The 19,965-nt window shown below is 45.3% G+C and carries 19 protein-coding genes; 16 read left to right on the forward strand and 3 right to left on the reverse strand.

Annotated features, from left to right (window positions below):
- The first annotated feature begins 91 nt into the window (after positions 1–91).
- The 11 genes from fabG to ACO0KZ_RS09470 all read left to right on the forward strand — a co-directional run bounded on the left by fabG (position 92) and on the right by ACO0KZ_RS09470 (position 9,014).
- Complete coding sequence (gene fabG, locus ACO0KZ_RS09420) at positions 92–844, forward strand: 3-oxoacyl-ACP reductase FabG (RefSeq protein WP_422994915.1); 753 nt, start codon at positions 92–94, stop codon at positions 842–844.
- 131 nt (positions 845–975) lie between these two features.
- Positions 976–1,215 (forward strand): acyl carrier protein, encoded by a 240-nt coding sequence (acpP, locus tag ACO0KZ_RS09425; RefSeq protein WP_186889650.1) that lies wholly within the window; start codon positions 976–978, stop codon positions 1,213–1,215.
- Between the two features lie 37 nt (positions 1,216–1,252).
- A complete protein-coding gene (gene fabF / locus ACO0KZ_RS09430) occupies positions 1,253–2,494 on the forward strand; it encodes a beta-ketoacyl-ACP synthase II (protein WP_422994916.1) in 1,242 nt (413 codons plus the stop codon).
- Between the two features lie 88 nt (positions 2,495–2,582).
- Complete coding sequence (locus tag ACO0KZ_RS09435; protein WP_422994917.1) at positions 2,583–3,089, forward strand: protein YgfX; 507 nt, start codon at positions 2,583–2,585, stop codon at positions 3,087–3,089.
- A gap of 95 nt (positions 3,090–3,184) precedes the next feature.
- Positions 3,185–3,787 carry an RNA polymerase sigma factor RpoE gene (gene rpoE / locus ACO0KZ_RS09440; RefSeq protein ID WP_422994918.1) on the forward strand — a complete coding sequence of 201 codons (603 nt, stop codon included), beginning with the start codon at positions 3,185–3,187 and terminating at the stop codon, positions 3,785–3,787.
- Positions 3,788–3,865: 78 nt separating this feature from the next.
- Complete coding sequence (locus tag ACO0KZ_RS09445; protein WP_422994919.1) at positions 3,866–4,531, forward strand: sigma-E factor negative regulatory protein; 666 nt, start codon at positions 3,866–3,868, stop codon at positions 4,529–4,531.
- A gap of 4 nt (positions 4,532–4,535) precedes the next feature.
- On the forward strand, positions 4,536–5,534 hold the full coding sequence (locus tag ACO0KZ_RS09450; RefSeq protein WP_422994920.1) for a MucB/RseB C-terminal domain-containing protein: 999 nt from the start codon (positions 4,536–4,538) through the stop codon (positions 5,532–5,534).
- Positions 5,535–5,583: 49 nt separating this feature from the next.
- Complete coding sequence (locus ACO0KZ_RS09455; RefSeq protein WP_422994921.1) at positions 5,584–7,137, forward strand: DegQ family serine endoprotease; 1,554 nt, start codon at positions 5,584–5,586, stop codon at positions 7,135–7,137.
- Between the two features lie 188 nt (positions 7,138–7,325).
- The gene (locus tag ACO0KZ_RS09460; protein ID WP_422994922.1) at positions 7,326–7,577 is read left to right on the forward strand and encodes a glutaredoxin family protein; all 252 of its coding nucleotides are present in this window, start codon (positions 7,326–7,328) and stop codon (positions 7,575–7,577) included.
- Positions 7,570–8,211, forward strand: a complete 642-nt coding sequence (gene rnhB / locus ACO0KZ_RS09465; RefSeq protein ID WP_422994923.1) for a ribonuclease HII — start codon at positions 7,570–7,572, stop codon at positions 8,209–8,211. Before ACO0KZ_RS09460 ends, rnhB begins: the two co-directional genes overlap by 8 nt.
- Positions 8,212–8,216: 5 nt before the next feature.
- Positions 8,217–9,014: a TrmH family RNA methyltransferase gene (locus ACO0KZ_RS09470; protein ID WP_422994924.1), complete on the forward strand. Its 798-nt coding sequence runs from the start codon at positions 8,217–8,219 to the stop codon at positions 9,012–9,014.
- Between the two features lie 77 nt (positions 9,015–9,091).
- On the opposite strand, the gene ppsR is transcribed toward ACO0KZ_RS09470, so the two are convergent.
- Positions 9,092–9,937 carry a posphoenolpyruvate synthetase regulatory kinase/phosphorylase PpsR gene (ppsR, locus tag ACO0KZ_RS09475; protein WP_422994925.1) on the reverse strand — a complete coding sequence of 282 codons (846 nt, stop codon included), beginning with the start codon at positions 9,935–9,937 and terminating at the stop codon, positions 9,092–9,094.
- A gap of 296 nt (positions 9,938–10,233) precedes the next feature.
- Between ppsR and ppsA the strand changes: the two genes are divergently transcribed.
- The 5 genes from ppsA to ACO0KZ_RS09500 all read left to right on the forward strand — a co-directional run bounded on the left by ppsA (position 10,234) and on the right by ACO0KZ_RS09500 (position 16,795).
- A complete protein-coding gene (gene ppsA / locus ACO0KZ_RS09480; protein WP_422994926.1) occupies positions 10,234–12,663 on the forward strand; it encodes a phosphoenolpyruvate synthase in 2,430 nt (809 codons plus the stop codon).
- Positions 12,664–12,901: 238 nt separating this feature from the next.
- The gene (locus tag ACO0KZ_RS09485) at positions 12,902–13,837 is read left to right on the forward strand and encodes a phytanoyl-CoA dioxygenase family protein (protein ID WP_422994927.1); all 936 of its coding nucleotides are present in this window, start codon (positions 12,902–12,904) and stop codon (positions 13,835–13,837) included.
- A 394-nt stretch (positions 13,838–14,231) separates the two neighbouring features.
- Positions 14,232–14,666 carry an NfeD family protein gene (locus ACO0KZ_RS09490; RefSeq protein WP_422994928.1) on the forward strand — a complete coding sequence of 145 codons (435 nt, stop codon included), beginning with the start codon at positions 14,232–14,234 and terminating at the stop codon, positions 14,664–14,666.
- A gap of 57 nt (positions 14,667–14,723) precedes the next feature.
- Positions 14,724–15,641: an SPFH domain-containing protein gene (locus ACO0KZ_RS09495; RefSeq protein ID WP_186889639.1), complete on the forward strand. Its 918-nt coding sequence runs from the start codon at positions 14,724–14,726 to the stop codon at positions 15,639–15,641.
- Positions 15,642–15,835: 194 nt separating this feature from the next.
- A complete protein-coding gene (locus ACO0KZ_RS09500; protein WP_422994929.1) occupies positions 15,836–16,795 on the forward strand; it encodes a DNA ligase in 960 nt (319 codons plus the stop codon).
- 10 nt (positions 16,796–16,805) lie between these two features.
- Here ACO0KZ_RS09500 and ACO0KZ_RS09505 read toward each other — a convergent pair whose 3' ends face one another.
- A complete protein-coding gene (locus tag ACO0KZ_RS09505; protein ID WP_422994930.1) occupies positions 16,806–17,564 on the reverse strand; it encodes a substrate-binding periplasmic protein in 759 nt (252 codons plus the stop codon).
- A 372-nt stretch (positions 17,565–17,936) separates the two neighbouring features.
- Entirely contained in the window at positions 17,937–19,937 is a 2,001-nt protein-coding gene (locus ACO0KZ_RS09510) for an ATP-binding cassette domain-containing protein (protein WP_422994931.1), read from the reverse strand.
- Positions 19,938–19,965: the final 28 nt, after the last annotated feature.

Genomic DNA, 19,965 nt, shown 5'->3' on the forward strand with positions numbered 1-19,965 from the left:
TTGGGTTAAGCTTAAGTTAATAATTAAATTCTTTAAATAACAAATTGTGACGGGTGCATAGCTGCCAAGTCTGACAAGATAGTGAGGGAATATGACGCAACAATTAGTCAATCAAGTGGCATTAGTAACTGGGGCATCTCGTGGAATCGGCAAGGCGATTGCGATTGCTTTGGCGCAGGCAGGTGCAAAAGTGATCGGTACTGCAACTTCCGAGTCGGGAGCTCAGGCGATTACTGCTTATTTGCAGGAAGTGAATCCTGAGGCAGGTAAGGGTGTGGCATTTAATGTCAACGACGTAGAGCGTTGTAGCTCATTGGTTGATGAAATTCAAAAAGAATTCGGTTCTTTATCTATCCTGGTAAATAATGCCGGCATCACGCAAGATCAATTGGCTATGCGTATGAAAGAAGATGATTGGGATAGTGTTATTTCCACTAACTTGAATTCTGTTGCGCGTTTATCTCGCGCTGTTTTGCGTGGCATGATGAAGGCTAAGCATGGCCGCATTATTAATATTACGTCTGTCGTTGGTTCTTCTGGTAATCCTGGTCAAATGAACTATGCAGCAGCAAAAGCGGGTGTGGCTGGTATGAGTCGTGCCCTTGCGTTAGAAATTGGTAGTCGCAATATTACGGTTAATTGCATAGCGCCGGGTTTCATCGATACGGACATGACTAAAGCTCTGACCGATGATCAGAAGGCAGCGATCCTCAGTCAAATTCCTATGGGCAAATTAGGTCAGCCAGAAGATATCGCGGCGGCAACGGTATTTTTAGCCTCGCCGCAGGCGGGTTATGTCACAGGAACAACGATACACGTTAATGGTGGCATGTATTTGTGTTAATATAGTTGTTGTAAATTAAGCGACTTTCGCTGAAATTGAGCGGAGTTGGCGGTGCAGCATCTAAAAATGCTCTTTTCGCGCGCAAACCTGATAAAATGCGCGCACTTTCTGTAACCACTAATGGAGACCACATGTCTGATATCGAACAACGCGTTAGAAAAATCGTCGCTGAACAATTAGGCGTCGCTGAAGCTGACATCAAAATTGAATCTTCCTTCGTAGATGACTTGGGTGCAGACTCACTCGACACAGTTGAGTTGGTCATGGCTTTGGAAGACGAGTTCGAAATGGAAATCCCTGACGAACAAGCAGAAAAAATCACGACGGTTAAACAAGCAATCGACTACGCAACTGCGCACGTCAAAGCTTAATTCTGTCGGATTGCTTTATTAATTCCAGGAGAGACGCTTGAGCCTTACGAGTAAACGTCGAGTTGTAATTACTGGCCTTGGTTGTGTGTCTCCTGTCGGCAATAATATTGCCGACACATGGACAGCCATCCTCGCTGGTAAATCTGGTATTGCCACAATCACTAAATTTGATGCAACGCCATTTACTACCCATTTTGCTGGGGAAGTGAAGGGCTTTAACATTGAAGACTATATTCCAGCCAAAGAAGCGCGCAACATGGATACCTTTATCCATTTTGGTATCGCAGCTGGTATGCAGGCTTTTCAAGACAGTGGCCTCACTGTCAATGAAGAAAATGCAGAACGTATTGGCGTGATTGTAGGTTCTGGTATCGGTGGCTTGCCATTGATTGAAGAAACTAAGGAAGTCTTAATGGCGCGAGGGCCGCGCCGTATTACGCCTTTCTTTGTGCCAGCATCTATCATCAATATGATTTCAGGTAATTTGTCGATCAAGTATGGACTGAAAGGTCCAAACTTAGCGATTGTTACTGCGTGCACCACAGGTTTACATTGCATTGGTAATGCTGCTCGCATGATTGAATACGGTGATGCGGATGTGATGATCGCTGGTGGCGCGGAATCAACGATTTCTCCTCTGGGTTTGGGCGGATTTGCTTCAGCTCGTGCCTTGTCTTCTCGCAATGATGATCCTTTAACGGCTTCGCGTCCATGGGATAAAGACCGTGATGGTTTTGTCTTGGGTGAAGGCGCTGGTGTCATGGTGCTGGAAGAGTACGAGCACGCAAAAGCACGCGGTGCCAAGATTTACGCAGAAGTGTCGGGTTTTGGTATGAGTGGTGATGCCTACCATATCACGACACCAACCGTGGATGGCCCGCGTCGTAGTATGCTGAATGCATTGAAAAATGCTGGATTAAACACAGATCAAATCAGTTACTTGAACGCACATGGTACATCAACACCTTTGGGTGATAAGAATGAAACTGACGCCATTAAAGCAGCCTTTGGTGATCATGCCTACAAGATGACGATTAATTCGACAAAGTCGATGACCGGTCATTTGCTGGGTGGTGCTGGTGGTTTAGAATCTGTTTTATCCGTATTGGCTGTGCATAATCAAGTTTCTCCACCGACGATCAATATCATTAATCAAGATCCAGAATGTGATCTCGATTATTGTGCGAATACGGCGCGTGAAATGAAGATTCAGTATGCAATGAAAAATTCATTTGGTTTTGGCGGTACGAACGGGACTTTGATTTTTGCTAAAGTTTAAGATTCATTACCATAAGTTTGGAATTTTTCTGTATTAAAATAAACACCACATTTCTATGTGGTGTTTTTTTTTGCGAATGGTTTGCTTTATGAGTATTGCGACTTCTGTAGTGATTAGCCCATCGAGAGCATTGAACTGGTTATTGCTATTGATTGTTGGTTGCGCTTGTGTTGCTTTGCTTTGTGTTCTGTACTGGTACTTGCCTCGCGCAAATTTGCTTGTTGCTAGCTTGGGATCGGTAGTTGCTTTTCTAATGCTTTATTTTGTGATTCGTGCTGTCCTCAATGCCTTGCGTCAAACGATAAGGTACGGCTTGAATGTGGATAGTAATGGTGATGTTATATTGCGCAGACTTGACGTGTCAGGGCGAGTGCATGAGTCAGAATCGGTAGAATTGCGGTCACCTTTGATTTTGTGGCGATCGGTGTTGCTACTGAGCTTGCAAAATGAGTCAGGTAAGGTGAAGCGCCTGTTAATTTTGCGTGATAGTGTCAGTGATGCTGGTTTTCGCCGCTTAAGTTTGGCGTTTCATTGGCTGGTTCAAGCGCAGACCAATACTTCAGTGCAGAATGATTTGTCTGAAGGGAACTTTTGATAAAGGTATTTGTCATAACACTTATACCGATAAATTTATTAATGTTAATCATTAAATAAGCAGTCAAAACTAAATAAGAAAATGGGAATGTTTGCGTGACAACAGAACGCGAGATAGATCAACTTTTAGTTGAGCGCGTTCAGCGTGGCGATAAAAAAGCATTTGAGCTTCTGGTTTCCAAATATCAAAGGAAATTATTTAGGCTCGTGTCTAGACTCGTCCATGATCATGCAGAAGCTGAAGACGTGGTACAGGAAGCTTTCATTAAGGCCTACCGTGCTTTAGCCAATTTTCGGGGAGATTCAGCATTTTATACATGGCTTTATAGAATTGGAATTAATACCGCGAAAAATTATCTGGTGACTCAGGGACGGCGTGCACCGACATCGACCGATGCAGATGTGAGTGAGGCGGAAACTTTTAATGACGCGGATGGACTAAGAGATATCAATACACCAGAGTCTCTATTGGCCAGTAAGCAAATAGCGGCAACGGTTAATGCAGTTATGTTGTCTTTGCCAGAAGAGTTAAGAAATGCAATCACTTTGCGTGAAATCGAGGGTTTAAGTTATGACGAGATCGCTGAAGTTATGTTGTGTCCCATTGGCACTGTCCGCAGCCGTATATTTCGTGCGCGGGAAGCGATCGCAGAAAAATTAAGGCCCTTAATCGGGACTGCAATTGATCAACGTTGGTGAAGAATTTGATTTGATCTAGGTTAGGTCTTAATTAATAGAAGTAGCAAAAATATAGATGTGTTGAACCAGGAAGAAACAATGAACAAGACGAATCATGATGAACTCATTTCTAGCATGCTAGATGGCGAGCTGACGGATGCGCAGTTAGATGCTGTGCTGATCCGTTTGAAAAGTGATGAAGGCAAACAAATTTTGGCAAGTTGGGATCAATATCACCAAGTCGGAGATGTATTGAGATCTGAGGATTTGGCAGTACCTTTAAGTGCAGATTTTTCAAATAAATTTTCAGCTTTGCTGGATGCGGAACCCGTAATTTTGGCGCCGAAGTCGAATGAGGCTCTCGCTAAGAAAGGGGGTGACGGTTTTTCCAAATCACCTTACTTTGCTATTAGTAGTGTCGCCGCTGCGGTGATGGTGGCATTTATCATGGCGCCGCAAATTCTTCCTTTGTTGCGTCCGCAGGCCGCACCAGATACACAGATGGCAAAAGTGGATCAAGCCGATGGCTTTGCTGCGCCTGGTGTCAAACTGGCGTCTAATGCGAGTGCCTCTGGACATGCGAACAGTAACGACAAAAAAGAACTTGAATTTGCGCCGAAGTTAGAAGATCAGGTAGAGATGTTGCGTGACCCGATTTTGGATAGTTATTTGTTAGCGCATCAAAAAGTGTCACCGTCTTTTGATAATGGGGCGCGTTATATTAAACGTGCTAATGTTGTGTCTTCCTCTGAGTCTGAAAAGTAATCGTATGCGGTTTCGACACCTTTCTTTGATCGTCGTACAAGCTCTATTTTTCTTGTCAGGCGTTGCAATTGCGCAAAGCAGTGAGGAACGTGATCTGCTAAAGCTCTTGCAAACCACACAAGCGGCGGCAAAGAAAACGAGTTATTCCGGTACATTCGTCTATCAGCAAGGAAATCAAATTCGCACTTCAAGAATTACGCATGGATTTGATGGCGATGTCGAAGTTGAAAAGCTGGAGATTCTCGATGCAAAGCCTAGGGAATATATCCGTCGAAATGGCGAGGTGTCTTGTTACCTGCCAGACAGCAAGGTGATTCAGGTCGAAAAAAATCTAAGTCAGGAAGAGTTCCCCGCTTTGTTGAGCGAGAATGTAAATCTGCTGCCCGAATCTTATTACATCAAAAAAGCTCAAATGAGCCGCGTTGCTGGTGTTGAGTGCCAGGTATTAAATCTGCAGCCGAAAGACGCGCTGCGTTACGGCTTTCGCCTCTGCGTAGAAAAAAACGCGGGACTTCTGTTGGGCGTACAAACTTTAAATCCGCGTAACGAGGTCATCGAACAAATCGCATTTACCCAAATTTCATTGGGAGATGTCGATAAAAATCGGTTGAAACCAAGTTTTACCAATGTCGCTCAATGGAAAACTGAAAATATGACGGTGCAATCCAATGTCAATTCTGGATGGATGGTAAAAAATTTACCGAATGGCTTTAAAAAGACCCTTGAAACTAAGCGATTGATTCCTATTTCAGCCAATGCAGCAGGTGCGGAGCAGGGACAACCCAAATCGCACCAAGTGGTACAAATGATGTTTTCTGATGGTCTGTCGACTATCTCGGTTTTCGTTGAACCAAATACCGGTAATCGTACGGAGGGTAGTTTGCAACAAGGTGCAATGACGATTATGGGGAAACGCTCTGGTGATAACTGGCTAACCGTTGTAGGCGAAGTGCCGAATGCGGCAATTAAGCAAGTAATGAATTCTGTTCAATTTAAGAGGTAAATTTACTGTTAGTTAGTTTTTACCTCGGTTTTAGACTAATGGTGAGAAGATGAAAAAAATGCGATTTTTTCCTGCTGAAAAACATATTTCTATATTAATTTCTTCTGTATTAATTTCTGCTTCGGTTTTTGCTGGTATTAGCTTCTTTAGCTCTGGCAATCATGCGAACGCCCAAGCCGCAGCACAAAATCCTGCTGGCACAACCAATCCTACAAATCCTAATGCAGTGCCAGCACCTTTGTTGGTAACCGGATTGCCTGACTTTACCCAGTTGGTGGAAAAAACTAGCCCCGCTGTAGTGAATATTCGCACCACGCAAAAAATCACACAGGCCCAAGGCGATCCTTTTTCTGATGACGAGCAGGCGCAAGAATTCTTCCGCCGTTTCTTCGGTATGCCTGCACCTCAACAAGCGCCAAAGAATCGCCGCCAAGCGCCTAGGCAACAACAAGAACAAGAAGTACCACGCGGTGTCGGTTCTGGATTTATCGTGAGTCAGGACGGCTATGTGTTGACCAATACCCACGTCGTTGAAGACGCGTCAGAAGTCTATGTGAAATTGACCGATAAACGCGAGTTCAAGGCAAAAGTGATAGGCAGTGATCGCCGCACCGATGTCGCAGTACTCAAGATAGAAGGCAGTAAATTACCTAAAATAGCCATCGGCGATTCCGACAAAATTAAGGCCGGTGAATGGGTCATCGCGATCGGCTCACCATTTAATTTGGATAACACCGTAACCTCTGGAATTATTTCATCCAAAGCGCGCGATACAGGCGACTATTTACCTTTGATTCAAACCGACGTCGCGGTCAATCCTGGAAATTCTGGCGGGCCTTTGATTAATATGCGTGGCGAAGTGATAGGCATCAATTCACAGATTTATAGTCGGTCTGGCGGCTATATGGGTATCTCGTTCGCGATTCCGATTGATGAAGCGATGCGAGTAGTAGAACAATTGAAAAGCTCTGGTGTAGTGTCTCGTGGCCGCATGGGCGTTGAAATTGGTGAATTAAGTAAAGAAGTTGCAGAAAGCTTGGGTTTAAGCAAGGCGCAGGGCGCTCTTGTTGCGCGCGTGGAAGCTGGTGGGCCAGCTGAAAAGGCGGGCATACAAGAGGGTGATGTGATCCTCAAGTTGAATGGTAACGCGATAGAAAAACGTAGTGACTTACCACGCATGGTTGGTGCTACCAAGCCTGGAAGCAAAGCAGTTGTTTCGATATGGCGTAAAGGCTCAGCTAAAGATATTACGATGATTGTTGGCGAAGCAGATGCGGACAAGCCGATTAGTCAGAAAAATGACAAGAAGAGTAAAAAAGAGAAAGTAGATAATCATCTCGGAATTGCTGCGTCTGACTTGAGTGAGGCACAAAAACGCAGTATGCCAAATGGCAATGGTGTCGTGATTGACGTTGTAGATGGATTAGCCGCTAGTAGTGGTTTGCGTCCAGGCGACATTATTTTAATGATGAATAATGTTGACATTAAAGACGCAAAGCAATTTGATGCAATGCTAGCTAAATTAGACACCAAGAAATCCGTGGTTTTATTAGTACGTCGTGGTGAAGCCTCTCAGTTCTTGGTGATACGACCAGCCGGCTGATAAAAAAGTGTGTAATTCAAAGAAGGCTTGAAAGCCCCTATCTGTTAGCTAACTTTAAATTGAAGTAAATAAAGCCGCGCTGTATTTCTTGCAGCGCGGCTTTTTCATTTCCACTCATTTCAATTGGAAATGCTATCGAAGGCGATATAATCTGACTTTATGGTTTTACAGTTTTCCGAGTTGATTTCATGCCATCCTTTACGCTTTATTCTCGAAGTTATTGTCATTTATGCGATGACATGCTGCTGCAACTACAACAGTATTTGGGTGATGTCGACATTCCGATAGCTGTCGTGGATGTGGATGCAGATGAAGAACTACTTACGCGATTTGATGAATTGGTGCCAGTCCTATACGGACAGAAAGAGGGCGAAGAATCAAAACAGATCTGCCACTATTTTTTGGATTTAGAACAATTGAAGACCTTCCTGAATGACTAAGAAAACAAAAGAAAAAGTGGTCCAAGAACAAGAAAATCTCTCTTTGTTTTCGCTATTTGACTATGAAGGTGAAATTATTTGCGGCGTTGATGAAGCCGGTAGAGGTCCTTTAGCTGGGCCAGTAACCGCTGCGGCGGTGATACTCGACCCTGCACGTCCGATTGCAGGTTTGCGAGACTCCAAAAAGTTAAGTGAAGTGCAACGTGATGCCTTAGCAATCGAGATTAAAGAGAAGGCATTGGCTTGGGCAATTGCTGAATGCTCAGAGCAAGAAATTGATACACTCAATATCTTACAAGCGACCATGCTGGCGATGCGCCGTGCGGTCGAAGCATTAAAAGTTACGCCCACTTTGGCTTTGATTGATGGCAATCGGTGTCCAGTGATGGCGATACGATCTGAAGCGATTGTTAAAGGAGACGATAAAGTCCCTGCAATCTCCGCTGCATCGATATTAGCAAAAACTGCGCGCGATCATTTATTGGCGCAATTACATATACAGTATCCAGAATACGCTTTAGATCAGCACAAAGGCTATCCGACAGCACTACATTTAGAGCGGCTCAAGCAGCACGGTGTCTCTCCTATCCATAGAAAATCCTATGCGCCTGTGAAAGCGCTCTTGAAAGACTAGTGACTATGAAACAGATTAGTTCACGCGAGAATGCGCTATACAAAGAACTCAAACATTTAGCCAGCAGTGCCAGTGCAAGGAAAAAAGCCGCTAAGACCATGCTCGACGGTGTACATCTTTGCCAGGCATTTTTACAGCATCGCGGTGCACCTGAATTATGTGTGGTCTCTGCCAGTTGTGTGGGGCATCATGAAGTCGCTGGCATTCTCGCTCTGTGCGAAGAAGACGGTGCTGATTGCATCGTACTTCCTGATAATTTATATCAAGCTTTGAGCCAGGTTGAAAATGGTGTTGGTATCCTTTTTGTAATCGCTGCGAACCAAGACCGGGCACCGTTGCAGTTGTCAGTAAATGCGGTGTTGCTTGATAACTTGCAAGATCCGGGGAATTTGGGTTCAATTCTGCGCAGCGCTGCAGGCGCAGGAATTGAGCAAGTGTTTTGTAGCCCCGGCAGTGCTTCTGCTTGGTCTCCCAAGGTATTGCGAGCAGGCATGGGAGCACATTTTTTATTAGATATTTATGAAGCTGTTGATTTGCATGCCTTGATTGGTGCGTCGAACATTCCGGTACTAGCAACTAGTTCGCATACTGAGTCGACCATCTATCAAATCAACTTAAATCGTCCACTGGCTTGGTTATTTGGGCACGAAGGGCAGGGCGTTGATCCTGAATTGATGGCCTTGGCAACTGATACGGTGACGATTCCACAGAAAGCAGAGATAGAATCTTTAAATGTGGCCGCGAGTGCGGCGATTTGTTTTTTTGAGCAAGTTCGGCAGCAAATTGCAGGCGCATCAAAATAAATCAGCTGAATTTATTTCTCACCATTTTCTGTAAAAAAGCTTGAGGTAGGAAACCCTACTTCAAGCTTTTTTGTTTTCTACAAACGAGAATCTGGTTTGACTTCTTGCAGAATCGTGGTGGCGATTTCTTCGATGGATTTTGTGGTGGACGATAACCAGCGTATGCCTTCGCGCTTCATCATGGCTTCGGCTTCGTTCACTTCATAACGACAGTTTTCTAAAGACGCATATTTGCTGCCAGGGCGGCGCTCATTACGAATTTCAGATAATCGTTCGGGTGCAATGCTGAGACCAAACATTTTGCCTTTAAACTCAGGTAAAGCGGATGGTAATTTGCCGCGTTCAAAATCGTCCGGAATTAAAGGATAGTTGGCCGCTTTAATACCATATTGCATTGCCAAATACAGCGTGGTTGGCGTTTTACCCGAACGTGAGACGCCAACCAAAATCACATCGGCCATCGACAGATTTTTATTGGATTGCCCATCATCGTGAGCCAACGAGAAATTAATTGCTTCAATCCGGTTTTTGTATTCTTCGGTATCCGCGATGTTGTGACTGCGGCCGACGGTATGTGTCGATTTAATACCTAGTTCTTCTTCCAAGGGGGCAACGAAAGTTTGGATTAAATCCATGTGTAAACCCTTGGATTTGAAAATCACATTGGCTAAATCTGGCTTAACCAAGGTGGAGAATACGATAGGTCGGTTTCCTGTCAGCTCAAAAGCTTCATTAATACGTCTCACCGCCTCTTCCGCTTTTTCAATATCGTCGATAAACGGCAAGCGAACTTGCTTGAATTTGAGGTCAAACTGGGTGATGACGGAATGCCCAAATGTTTCTGCGGTAATACCAGTTCCATCAGATACAAAGAATACTGTGCGGTTGGCGACGGGAATTGCGGGAGAGTGACGATCTGGCATAGGGAGTAATAGTCAAATGTGGATCTAATGAGGATTAAAAATTGTACAGTAATTGAATGGTCAAGTAAGGAATGTAAGAGAAATTCGACGAACTAAATATATCAAATTGGAAAGTCCATAAAAATTTTCTGCCAAATGTGTTTTTTGCAGCGCACAAGGTAAAATGATGATCAATATCAAGTTGATGCTGGCAACAAAATAATAAATTAGCCCACATGACAACGAATCAATGCGCAGCAGTCTTGCGCAGCGAAGCAGTGCGAAAGATTTCTTATCATCAAAAAAAAGAGGTTGTTATGTCTAACGCAGCAAATATCGAGGCAAGCAGTGAATCTGTGTATGTTGCCTCGTTCGAAAACTTACGGATGACCGATGTGGATTCCGTAGGTGGTAAAAATGCTTCACTTGGCGAAATGATTAGCCAGCTTGCTTCCGCAGGCGTGCGTGTTCCAGGTGGTTTCGCCACTACGGCACAAGCATTTCGTGATTTTTTATCGCATAGTATCGATGGCGGTTTGCCATTGGCACAGCGCATTGCAGATCGTCTCGCCACTTTGGATATCGAGGACGTCAAAGAATTGGCGAGAGCCGGTGCTGAAATTCGTCAATGGATTATCGATACGCCTTTCCAACCACGTCTGCAAAAAGAAATCGAAACCTTCTATAACAAACTCGTCGCTGATTCGACAGCTGAAATGTCGTTCGCAGTTCGTTCTTCTGCAACCGCTGAAGATTTGCCAGACGCGTCTTTCGCAGGTCAACAAGAAACCTTTCTCAATGTCGTTGGTATCGACAATGTATTAGAAGCGATGAAACATGTATTCGCGTCTTTATACAATGATCGTGCAATCTCGTATCGTGTCCACAAAGGTTTCACGCATGCGGAAGTCGCCTTGTCCGCAGGTGTACAACGCATGGTGCGCTCTGATTTGGGTGCGGCTGGTGTGATGTTTACCATTGATACGGAGTCTGGCTTTAAAGACGTCGTGTTCATTACGTCTAGCTATGGCCTCGGCGAAACTGTGGTGCAAGGTGCGGTGAATCCGGATGAATTCTATGTTCATAAGCCGATGTTGGAATTAGGCAAGCTGCCTGTAATTCGTCGCAATATCGGTTCCAAATTGATCAAGATGGAATTCACAGGCGAAGCTAAAGCAGGTCGCTCGGTGAAGACGGTGGATGTGCCTATCGAGTTGCGTAATCGCTATTCTTTGAACGATACCGAAGTCGTTGAATTAGCTAAGTACGCAGTGATCATCGAGAAACACTATGGTCGTCCTATGGACATCGAGTGGGGCAAAGACGGTCGCGATGGCAAACTCTACATTTTGCAAGCACGTCCAGAAACCGTAAAGTCACAGCAAAAAGCAACCGACGCACAACAACGTTTCAAACTCAAAGGTACAGGCGCGGTATTGGTATCAGGTCGTGCGATCGGTCAAAAAATTGGTGCGGGTCGTGTACGTGTAATTCACGATCCATCCGAAATGGAACGGGTACAACCAGGTGATGTTTTGGTCGCAGATATGACCGATCCTAACTGGGAACCGGTAATGAAGCGTGCTGCCGCTATCGTCACCAATCGTGGTGGTCGTACTTGTCACGCGGCGATTATTGCGCGTGAACTTGGTGTGCCAGCGGTGGTTGGTTGTGGTGACGCGACTGACTTGTTAAAAGACGGCACACTGGTGACCGTATCCTGCGCCGAAGGTGACGAAGGTAAAATTTACGACGGTTTGATCGAAACCGAAGTCACAGAAGAAGTTCGTGGCGAATTGCCGAAATTGCCTTTGAAAATTATGCTGAACGTGGGTAATCCGCAATTAGCATTTGATTTCCAATCGGTACCGAACGAAGGCGTGGGCTTGGCGCGTTTGGAATTCATCATCAATAACAATATCGGCGTACATCCCAAAGCGATTTTGGAATACCCGAATATTGATCCAGACTTGAAAAAGGCGGTCGAATCAGTAGCACGTGGTCACGCATCACCAAAAGCGTTTTACGTCGATAAATTAGCAGAAGGTGTCGCAACAATCGCAGCCGCTTTCTGGCCTAAAAAAGTCATCGTGCGCTTGTCTGATTTTAAATCGAATGAGTACAAAAAACTCATCGGTGGTACACGCTACGAACCGGACGAAGAAAATCCAATGTTAGGTTTCCGCGGGGCGGCACGTTATCTGGCCAGCGATTTCGCCGAGTCGTTCGAGATGGAATGCACGGCAATGAAACGCGTGCGTAACGACATGGGTTTGACCAATGTCGAAATCATGGTGCCTTTCGTACGTACTCTAGGTCAGGCAGAAAAAGTCGTGAATCTGCTCGGTAAGAATGGCTTAAAACGCGGCGAAAATGGCTTGCGTTTAATCATGATGTGCGAAGTACCTTCGAATGCGATTCTGGCTGAAGAATTCTTAGAATTCTTTGACGGTTTCTCTATCGGTTCCAATGATTTGACGCAGTTAACCTTGGGTCTGGATCGTGACTCCGGCATGGAGTTGTTAGCAGCAGATTTTGATGAACGTGACCCTGCAGTCAAAGCGATGTTGTCACGGGCGATTTCTGCTTGTCTCAAAGCAGGTAAGTACGTCGGTATTTGCGGTCAGGGACCTTCTGATCATCCAGACTTCGCGGAATGGTTGATGCAGCAAGGTATTGAGTCTATCTCGCTCAATCCTGATTCTGTGATCGATACGTGGAAGCAGTTAGCTGCTGTGGCTAAGTAAAATATCGAGTTAATATCTCGGTAAGTTCAAGCGCGAAGATTCAATGGAGTCTTCGCGCTTTTTTGTTGGAGATTTGATGTCGGAGTAACGTAGCATATCAGGCAACAACAAAATATCCTTTGTATAAGCGGATATCGATAGCACCGGTCCCAAGCACCGCGATTGTTCAATAGCGCGACTCAGCTTAAACTACTAGCAAATCACCCAAATAAAAAAAACATCACCACAAAGGCAAGTCATGCAGGGCATGTCCGCACTAGAAAAACTTTGGCAGCACCATTGCGATCCTGCCCACCAGAATATGCCTCAAGATGTTGCCTTATGGCGGCTGCAAGTAAAGACACTTTATGCCAATAATATTGCACACCCGATGGCACTCAAGTTTTTAATAGAAGAACGCCCAACTCTACAAGCCTTTTTTGATTGGATAGACGACTCACGTAAGTCTTATCAGTTATTAGAAGAACCCGCCGAGTTTGAGGAAACGGATTATCGTCTCTCACCAGAACAAATCACTTTTTGGAAAAAGCATGGTTATCTGGTTCTACCCAAGGTCATCGATGCAGCAGCCTGTGCCGCAAGTTGTGAAGCCGTGTGGGAATTTTTGGATGCCAATCTGCGAGAGCCAGCTAGCTGGTACGGTGCGCAAAGTCGGCAGCAAGGTTTGATGCTGCCTCTATACAATCATCCACGCCTAAACACGAACCGCGCCTCTAAACGCGTTCGAGCTGTCTATGAACAGCTGTATGGCACTAGTGCGATCTACAAGACTATTGACCATCTCAGCTTCAATCCACCAGAGACGGCCGAATTTACATTTCGTGGCAATGGTCTCCATTGGGATGTCAGTCTTGCCCAACCTATCCCCGAGCGCTATCAAGGCTTGTTGTATTTGAGCGACTGCGACGAGGGCGACGGTGCATTCCATTGCGTCCCGGGCTTTCAACACCAGATCGGACGCTGGTTAAGTGAATTGCCGTGCAGCGAAAATCCGCGTCAGATTGCAGCACAAAGCTTACGACCACGAGCAGTGCCAGGTAAGGCTGGCGATTTCGTCATCTGGCATCAAGCACTGCCTCATTGCGCAACACCCAATTACGGAAAAACACCACGTATGGTGCAATATCTGACGTATATTCCAGACGATCATGTGGAACATAGCGTTTGGATTTAGCAATAGGGTGTAATAGTCTAAGATGTATTTCATCGTCCTATGATCAATGGACCAACAGCGAAACAATGTAGTTGTCGATCAAACGAGGCATAGGACGTGATGGTTCGCATGTTCAACTACCTGATGGCGCAATACGCCTTCGGCTATTGACGCCTTACGAAAAAAATTGCGAGTTACCACGTCTTACAAAAACGATTTCATCAACTCGTCACAATTAGCTCGTACAGTAACCTCATCAAAACAAGAAAAAACATAGAATTAGCAATCACTCAAATTACCTGCAAAAAAACCCTCCACATCGTCGATGTCGAGGGTTTTTTTGTTTGTGAAATACCGATGACAATTTGTTAGTTATCGGGCAGACTGTTGTAATTCTTTATAAGGAGAATAAAAAATGGAAGCTTGGATTTGGTGGTTGGTGTTAGCAGGTGTGGTGGTGATTCTGGAGCTGTTCACCGGGACTTTTTATCTATTGATGTTTGCCGTGGGCTTGGTCAGTGCATCGATCGCGTCTTTGCTGATTGGTTCGGTGCAATTGCAGATGTTGATTGCTGCCGTGATCGGTAGTGCTGCCACGATAGCGCTACATAATAGCAAATACGGTTGGAAGGAAAGAGGCGATACTGCACGTGATCCGAATGTGAATATCGATATCGGTCAGCAATTGAAAGTCGATGAATGGCAAGATCAAGGCAACGGTGTTTTCGTTGCCCGAACCAAGTATCGTGGTGCAATGTGGGATGTGGAGTCGCGTCATGCCAATGGAAGCTCGGGCCTGTTTGTGATTGAAGCCGTAGAGGGTAGCCGCTTAATTGTGCGCCCATGTTAATGAAAAGTTGTAAGTTCGTTTTGACTATGATCTAAACAAAATAATAAAGGAAATAAAATGGAAAATTCTAGCTTTGTCGTGATGGTGTTATTTGTCTTGGCCTTGGTTTTTATCATGAAGACCATCAAGGTCGTACCGCAGCAAGATGCATGGGTGGTCGAGCGTCTCGGTAAGTATCATGCGACCTTGGGCCCTGGTCTGAATATCGTCGTGCCATTTGTCGATCGTGTCGCCTACAAACATGTCTTGAAAGAGATCCCGCTCGATGTGCCGCCGCAAGTGTGTATCACCAAAGACAATACGCAATTACAAGTTGACGGTATCTTATATTTTCAAATTACCGATGCGATGCGCGCTTCTTACGGTTCGTCTAATTACATCGCCGCAATCACGCAGTTGGCACAAACTACCTTGCGTTCAGTGATCGGTAAGATGGAGCTAGATAAAACCTTCGAAGAGCGCGATCACATTAATACCACGATCGTGAATGCGATTGATGAGTCTGCTGCGAATTGGGGTGTGAAAGTCTTGCGTTATGAGATCAAAGATTTGACGCCACCAAAAGAAATTTTGCACGCGATGCAAGCGCAGATCACAGCAGAACGTGAAAAACGTGCCTTGATCGCTGCTTCAGAAGGTCGTAAGCAAGAGCAAATCAATATCGCCACTGGTGAACGTGAAGCGTCGATTGCGAAGTCTGAAGGTGAAAAACAAGCATCGATCAATCGTGCTGAGGGTCAGGCTGGCGCGATTTTAGCAATTGCTGAAGCGAGTGCTGAAGCAATACGTCAAACAGCGGCGGCGATTCGTGAACCTGGTGGTGCGGATGCGGTGAATTTGAAAGTGGCAGAGCAGTATGTTGCAGCGTTTGCGAATTTAGCGAAGACCAATAATTCCATCATCGTGCCTGCCAATATGAGTGATATGAGTGGCTTGATAGCGAGTGCAATGCAGGTTGTGAAGGCGCAGAAATAATTTTAGCTTGAACCTTTCTGTTATCTAGTTTTACTCTTCGGAATTACGTAAACGAAGAAAAGTAAGTAATAAAACCACCGGCCACATTCGTGAGCGGTGGTTTTGTTTTTTTTGCTACATTATAAAAAATAATGGTGCTATTTTGTTTAGATGTTTTTATACTTACATTTCTTAAAACACGTAAAGGTGCTGATATGGAAGAGTATAAGAAAACGTTTGCTAAGAAGCTGAACAGTCAACAAAGAATGCGCCGTCAGGTTCTATTTTGTTCTCTATTACCTTTGAGTTTTTTTACCGCGTCGGTTAACAGTAAACAGGTCAATGCAGTGGAAATGTCTGCTGACTTATCTTTAGATCGAGATAATCCTCCCAACTTGGCTTTAGTCTTACCTCAAACCTTATCGGACGCCCGTCATTTAGGCGCGAACATCAGCGACTATTTGATGAGCGAGAAACTAGATGGCGTGCGCGCTTATTGGGATGGCAAACAACTGTATTTCCGCAGCGCTCGCCTGATCAGCGCACCTGCCTGGTTCACCGAGAAATTTCCAGCACATCCTATGGATGGTGAATTATGGATGGGGCGCGCGCAATTTGAACGTCTATCCGGGGCGGTGCGGCGTCAACAGGCCATTGATGAAGAGTGGCGGCAGATTCAGTACTGCCTGTTTGAATATCCTTTAGCCTCAGGTGATTTTCGTCAGCGTTTGCGAGACTTACAAAATACAGTGGAAAAAGTGCAGATACCCTGGCTCCGTGTGATTCCGCAAGAGTTGGTATTGTCAGTGGAACAGATTGAGACGAAGCTAAGGCAATTGACGCTACAAAAGGCAGAGGGTTTGGTCTTGCATCTAGCAAGTGCTGGGTTTGAATCAGGACGCAGTGAGTCCGTTTATAAGCTAAAACCGCAACATGATGCAGAAGCAAAAGTGATTGCCATACAGGCTGGACAGGGAAAGTACGAAGGCATGATGGGCGCTTTGTTACTTGAGACGCCTAAAGGAACGCGTTTTAAATTGGGTACAGGCTTTGATGTTGCACAACGAAAAAATCCACCACAGGTCGGCACTTTGGTTACTTATCGGTATCGTGACTTGACTTCAAATGGTTTGCCCAAATTTGCTAGCTTTGTGCGTGTCTATCGCCCCGAATAAACGACCAAGGTTAATCGACCATATATTTTTTCTTGAGCACCTCGACGAGGCCGGAAGCTTTTATTTTTTCGAACGCATGACGGATTTTTTGGATAATCAAGGGGTCGGTTTTCTTGTTAATCGCAAAATAGAATAAATATTCCTCGTTCAGTAGATACACGGGCTCCATCGCATCTTTGGGGTAGGATAATTGGCTTAGCTCGTAATTGGCTCCGCCATTGGTTGCGAGAATAAGATCAACGCGCTTGAAAAAAAGTTTTTTGACGTTCGATGCAGTGGTCGGTGCCTCGTCAATATGATTGTGTGGAAACAGGTCGCGATCCATGACTAATTTTAAACTGGACGTATCACGCACTATGCTGACTTTGTATTTTTTAAGATCATTCAACCCTCTGATCTGTATATCCGTACGATCCTTGAGCTTGAACAGCCAAAGTTTTCTGACACCAATTGGGCCTATCCATTCAAATAGATTTTCACGTTCAGGTGTTCTCGTGGTTGTGTAAAGCAAAGTGTTAGCCTCCGTAGTCGTATGTTGATAGGCACGACTCCAGCTTAAGGCGGTGTAATTGGCATCAATCCCAGCTTCAAGTAAGACGGCTTTCAGCAATTCAGTGGAATAGCCCGTGAGTGTACCTTGATGCTCGTAACTGTAAGGTGGCCATGTTTCCGTATAAGCCTGTAATGTTTGAGCCTGAGAAAGCGAGTTTGACGATATAAGCGATGAGGCTAATAAGAATTGATACAGAAGCAAGCAAGTTGAACGCATGTTGCTCTCACTATCTGAGAAGAATGATGCAGTATGGTAATGCTGAAAATATGGTTGCGCAAGGATTGCACAACTTTAGCAACAAAAAAGAGGCGATCATACTCTAATGCCGTTCAGTTAGGCTTTATGCCATGTATCGTCATTCCCGCGAAGGCGGGAATCCAGCGATTTAAACGCCTAAAGGCACTGGATCCCTGCCTTCGCAGGGATGACGCTTCGATATTTTGAGCTTGGCTGAACAGCATTAGGGATCATACCCTCTTTTTGCTATTTCTGATAAAACACCTTGGCCGAGATTAAATGAAGTTCTTACTTAGTTCTAATTGAGCAGAAATTGAGCTGAAACTAAGTTAAAACTAAGCTAAAACCAGACTAAACCGCAGCTTCCAAAAATTCTTGTTGCTCTAGCCAGTCAACTTCTAATTGTTCAAGTTCTTTGACCACATACGCTTGATCCAATAAAAGATTTTTTAATTTTTCTTTGTTGGCATCGTCATAGATTTCACTGTCTTCGAGTTGTTTGCTGTAATCATCCTTCTTCAGATTTAACTTAGCCATTTGCTCTTCAAGGCGTTTAATTCTGGTCTCTATCGGCTTGCGTAAGGCAGCGATGCGTTGGCGTTCTTCGGCGTCGCGACGTTTGCGTTCTTTTTCATCGACAGGTACGCTTGGTACCGGTTGCGCTTGTGGTAATGCAGCGGCTTTCTCTTTGGATTTTACCGGTAGTGCTGCGGCGTTAGCGGCAGCAGCGGCTTGTTCTAATTTGGTTTTGTAAAGCCAATCTTTGTAATCGTCGAGATCGCCATCGAAAGGTAAAAGCTTGCCATCAGCAACGATGATGAATTGGTCGGTCGTGGCACGCAACAAATGGCGGTCATGTGATACGACCACGAGAGTGCCTTCGAACTGGGCTAAGGCTTCAGTCAAGGCTTCGCGTGTTTCTAAGTCAAGATGGTTGGTCGGTTCATCAAGGAGTAAGAGGTTAGGGCGCTGCCACACGATCATGGCAAGTGCTAAACGTGCTTTCTCGCCGCCGGAGAACGGCGCAATCGGACTGGTGACCATGCTGCCGGGGAAGTTAAAACCACCTAAAAAATTGCGTAATTCTTGTTCGCGCACATCAGGTGCGATATGCGCTAAATGCCAGAGTGGCGATTCATCATGACGCAGCATTTCTACCTGATGCTGAGCGAAATAGCCTACCGACAATCCTTTGCCTGTGGTGATTGTGCCCGTCAGGGGAGGCAATTCGCCCATGATGGTTTTGATCAAGGTCGATTTACCCGCGCCGTTAATTCCAAGCAAACCGATACGTTGACCGATTTGCAAAGAGAACTTCACATCGCTAACGATTTTCTTTTCAGTAAAACTATGGTCAGTCTGTGATTCCATGCGATAGCCGCAATCGACATCATCCATCACCAGCATTGGATTCGGCGCGCTCAGCGGTTCGCGGAATTCAAAAGAGAATTCAGCGGCAGCGCGTAAAGGCGCCAATTCTTCCATCTTCTCCAAAGCTTTGATACGACTTTGTGCTTGCTTGGCTTTCGACGCTTTTGCAGCGAAGCGATCAATGAAGGATTGCAAGTGGGCACGTTTGCGGCTTTGTTTTTCTATCGAACTTTGCGCTAGGATTAATTGCGCAGCACGTTGACGTTCAAATGCAGAATAGTTACCTGAATAACGCTTGAGTTTACGCTCATCGATATGGACGACGACATTGACGACGCCATCTAAGAAGTCTCTATCATGTGAAATGATGATCAGTGTACCTGCATAGCGCTTGAGCCAATCTTCCAGCCAGATAATTGCATCCAAATCCAAATGGTTGGTCGGTTCATCGAGCAACAGTAAATCTGATTTGCACATCAGAGCTTGTGCCAGATTCAAACGCATACGCCAACCACCGGAGAAACTCGCAACCGATTGCTCCATCTGCTCAAGGGTGAAACCTAATCCTAGCAATAATTGCTCGCCACGTGAACGCACGGTGTAGGCATCAGCGTCGGATAATGCACCATACACTTCGCCAATCGCAATGCCATTATCATGTGACTCCGGTTGTGCTTCGAGTTCAGCTAATTGTGCTTCGAGCTTGCGCAGGGTGACGTCGCCATCGATGGCATAATCAATCGCACTGCGTTCCAAAGGTGGTGTCTCTTGAGCGACGTGCGCCAATTGCCATTTGGCAGGAAATTCTATGCTGCCCTGATCTGGGTGCAATTCACCGCGCAGCATGGCAAATAGGCTGGATTTGCCAGCGCCGTTGGAACCGATCAGGCCGATTTTGTCGCCTGGATTGAGGGTGACATCGACGCTGTCGAAGAGGGGTTTGGTACCGCGGGCGAGGATGACCTGTTGAAGACGTATCATTATTGACTAACAAAAAAATGGAGGAGTA

The organism is Undibacterium sp. Di24W (assembly GCF_049340325.1).
Lineage (GTDB): Bacteria > Pseudomonadota > Gammaproteobacteria > Burkholderiales > Burkholderiaceae_D > Undibacterium.

Bases quoted from the DNA above. Each gene is read 5' to 3' on its own strand.
- ACO0KZ_RS09495 (WP_186889639.1), top strand. From the start codon at position 14,724: ATGGAAAATTCTAGCTTTGTCGTGATGGTGTTATTTGTCTTGGCCTTG.
- ACO0KZ_RS09435 (WP_422994917.1), top strand. From the start codon at position 2,583: ATGAGTATTGCGACTTCTGTAGTGATTAGCCCATCGAGAGCATTGAAC.
- ACO0KZ_RS09510 (WP_422994931.1), bottom strand. From the start codon at position 19,937: ATGATACGTCTTCAACAGGTCATCCTCGCCCGCGGTACCAAACCCCTC.
- ACO0KZ_RS09485 (WP_422994927.1), top strand. From the start codon at position 12,902: ATGCAGGGCATGTCCGCACTAGAAAAACTTTGGCAGCACCATTGCGAT.
- ppsA (WP_422994926.1), top strand. From the start codon at position 10,234: ATGTCTAACGCAGCAAATATCGAGGCAAGCAGTGAATCTGTGTATGTT.
- fabG (WP_422994915.1), top strand. From the start codon at position 92: ATGACGCAACAATTAGTCAATCAAGTGGCATTAGTAACTGGGGCATCT.
- ACO0KZ_RS09505 (WP_422994930.1), bottom strand. From the start codon at position 17,564: ATGCGTTCAACTTGCTTGCTTCTGTATCAATTCTTATTAGCCTCATCG.
- ppsR (WP_422994925.1), bottom strand. From the start codon at position 9,937: ATGCCAGATCGTCACTCTCCCGCAATTCCCGTCGCCAACCGCACAGTA.
- ACO0KZ_RS09450 (WP_422994920.1), top strand. From the start codon at position 4,536: ATGCGGTTTCGACACCTTTCTTTGATCGTCGTACAAGCTCTATTTTTC.
- ACO0KZ_RS09470 (WP_422994924.1), top strand. From the start codon at position 8,217: ATGAAACAGATTAGTTCACGCGAGAATGCGCTATACAAAGAACTCAAA.
- ACO0KZ_RS09460 (WP_422994922.1), top strand. From the start codon at position 7,326: ATGCCATCCTTTACGCTTTATTCTCGAAGTTATTGTCATTTATGCGAT.
- ACO0KZ_RS09500 (WP_422994929.1), top strand. From the start codon at position 15,836: ATGGAAGAGTATAAGAAAACGTTTGCTAAGAAGCTGAACAGTCAACAA.
- ACO0KZ_RS09455 (WP_422994921.1), top strand. From the start codon at position 5,584: ATGAAAAAAATGCGATTTTTTCCTGCTGAAAAACATATTTCTATATTA.
- ACO0KZ_RS09490 (WP_422994928.1), top strand. From the start codon at position 14,232: ATGGAAGCTTGGATTTGGTGGTTGGTGTTAGCAGGTGTGGTGGTGATT.
- rnhB (WP_422994923.1), top strand. From the start codon at position 7,570: ATGACTAAGAAAACAAAAGAAAAAGTGGTCCAAGAACAAGAAAATCTC.
- acpP (WP_186889650.1), top strand. From the start codon at position 976: ATGTCTGATATCGAACAACGCGTTAGAAAAATCGTCGCTGAACAATTA.
- ACO0KZ_RS09445 (WP_422994919.1), top strand. From the start codon at position 3,866: ATGAACAAGACGAATCATGATGAACTCATTTCTAGCATGCTAGATGGC.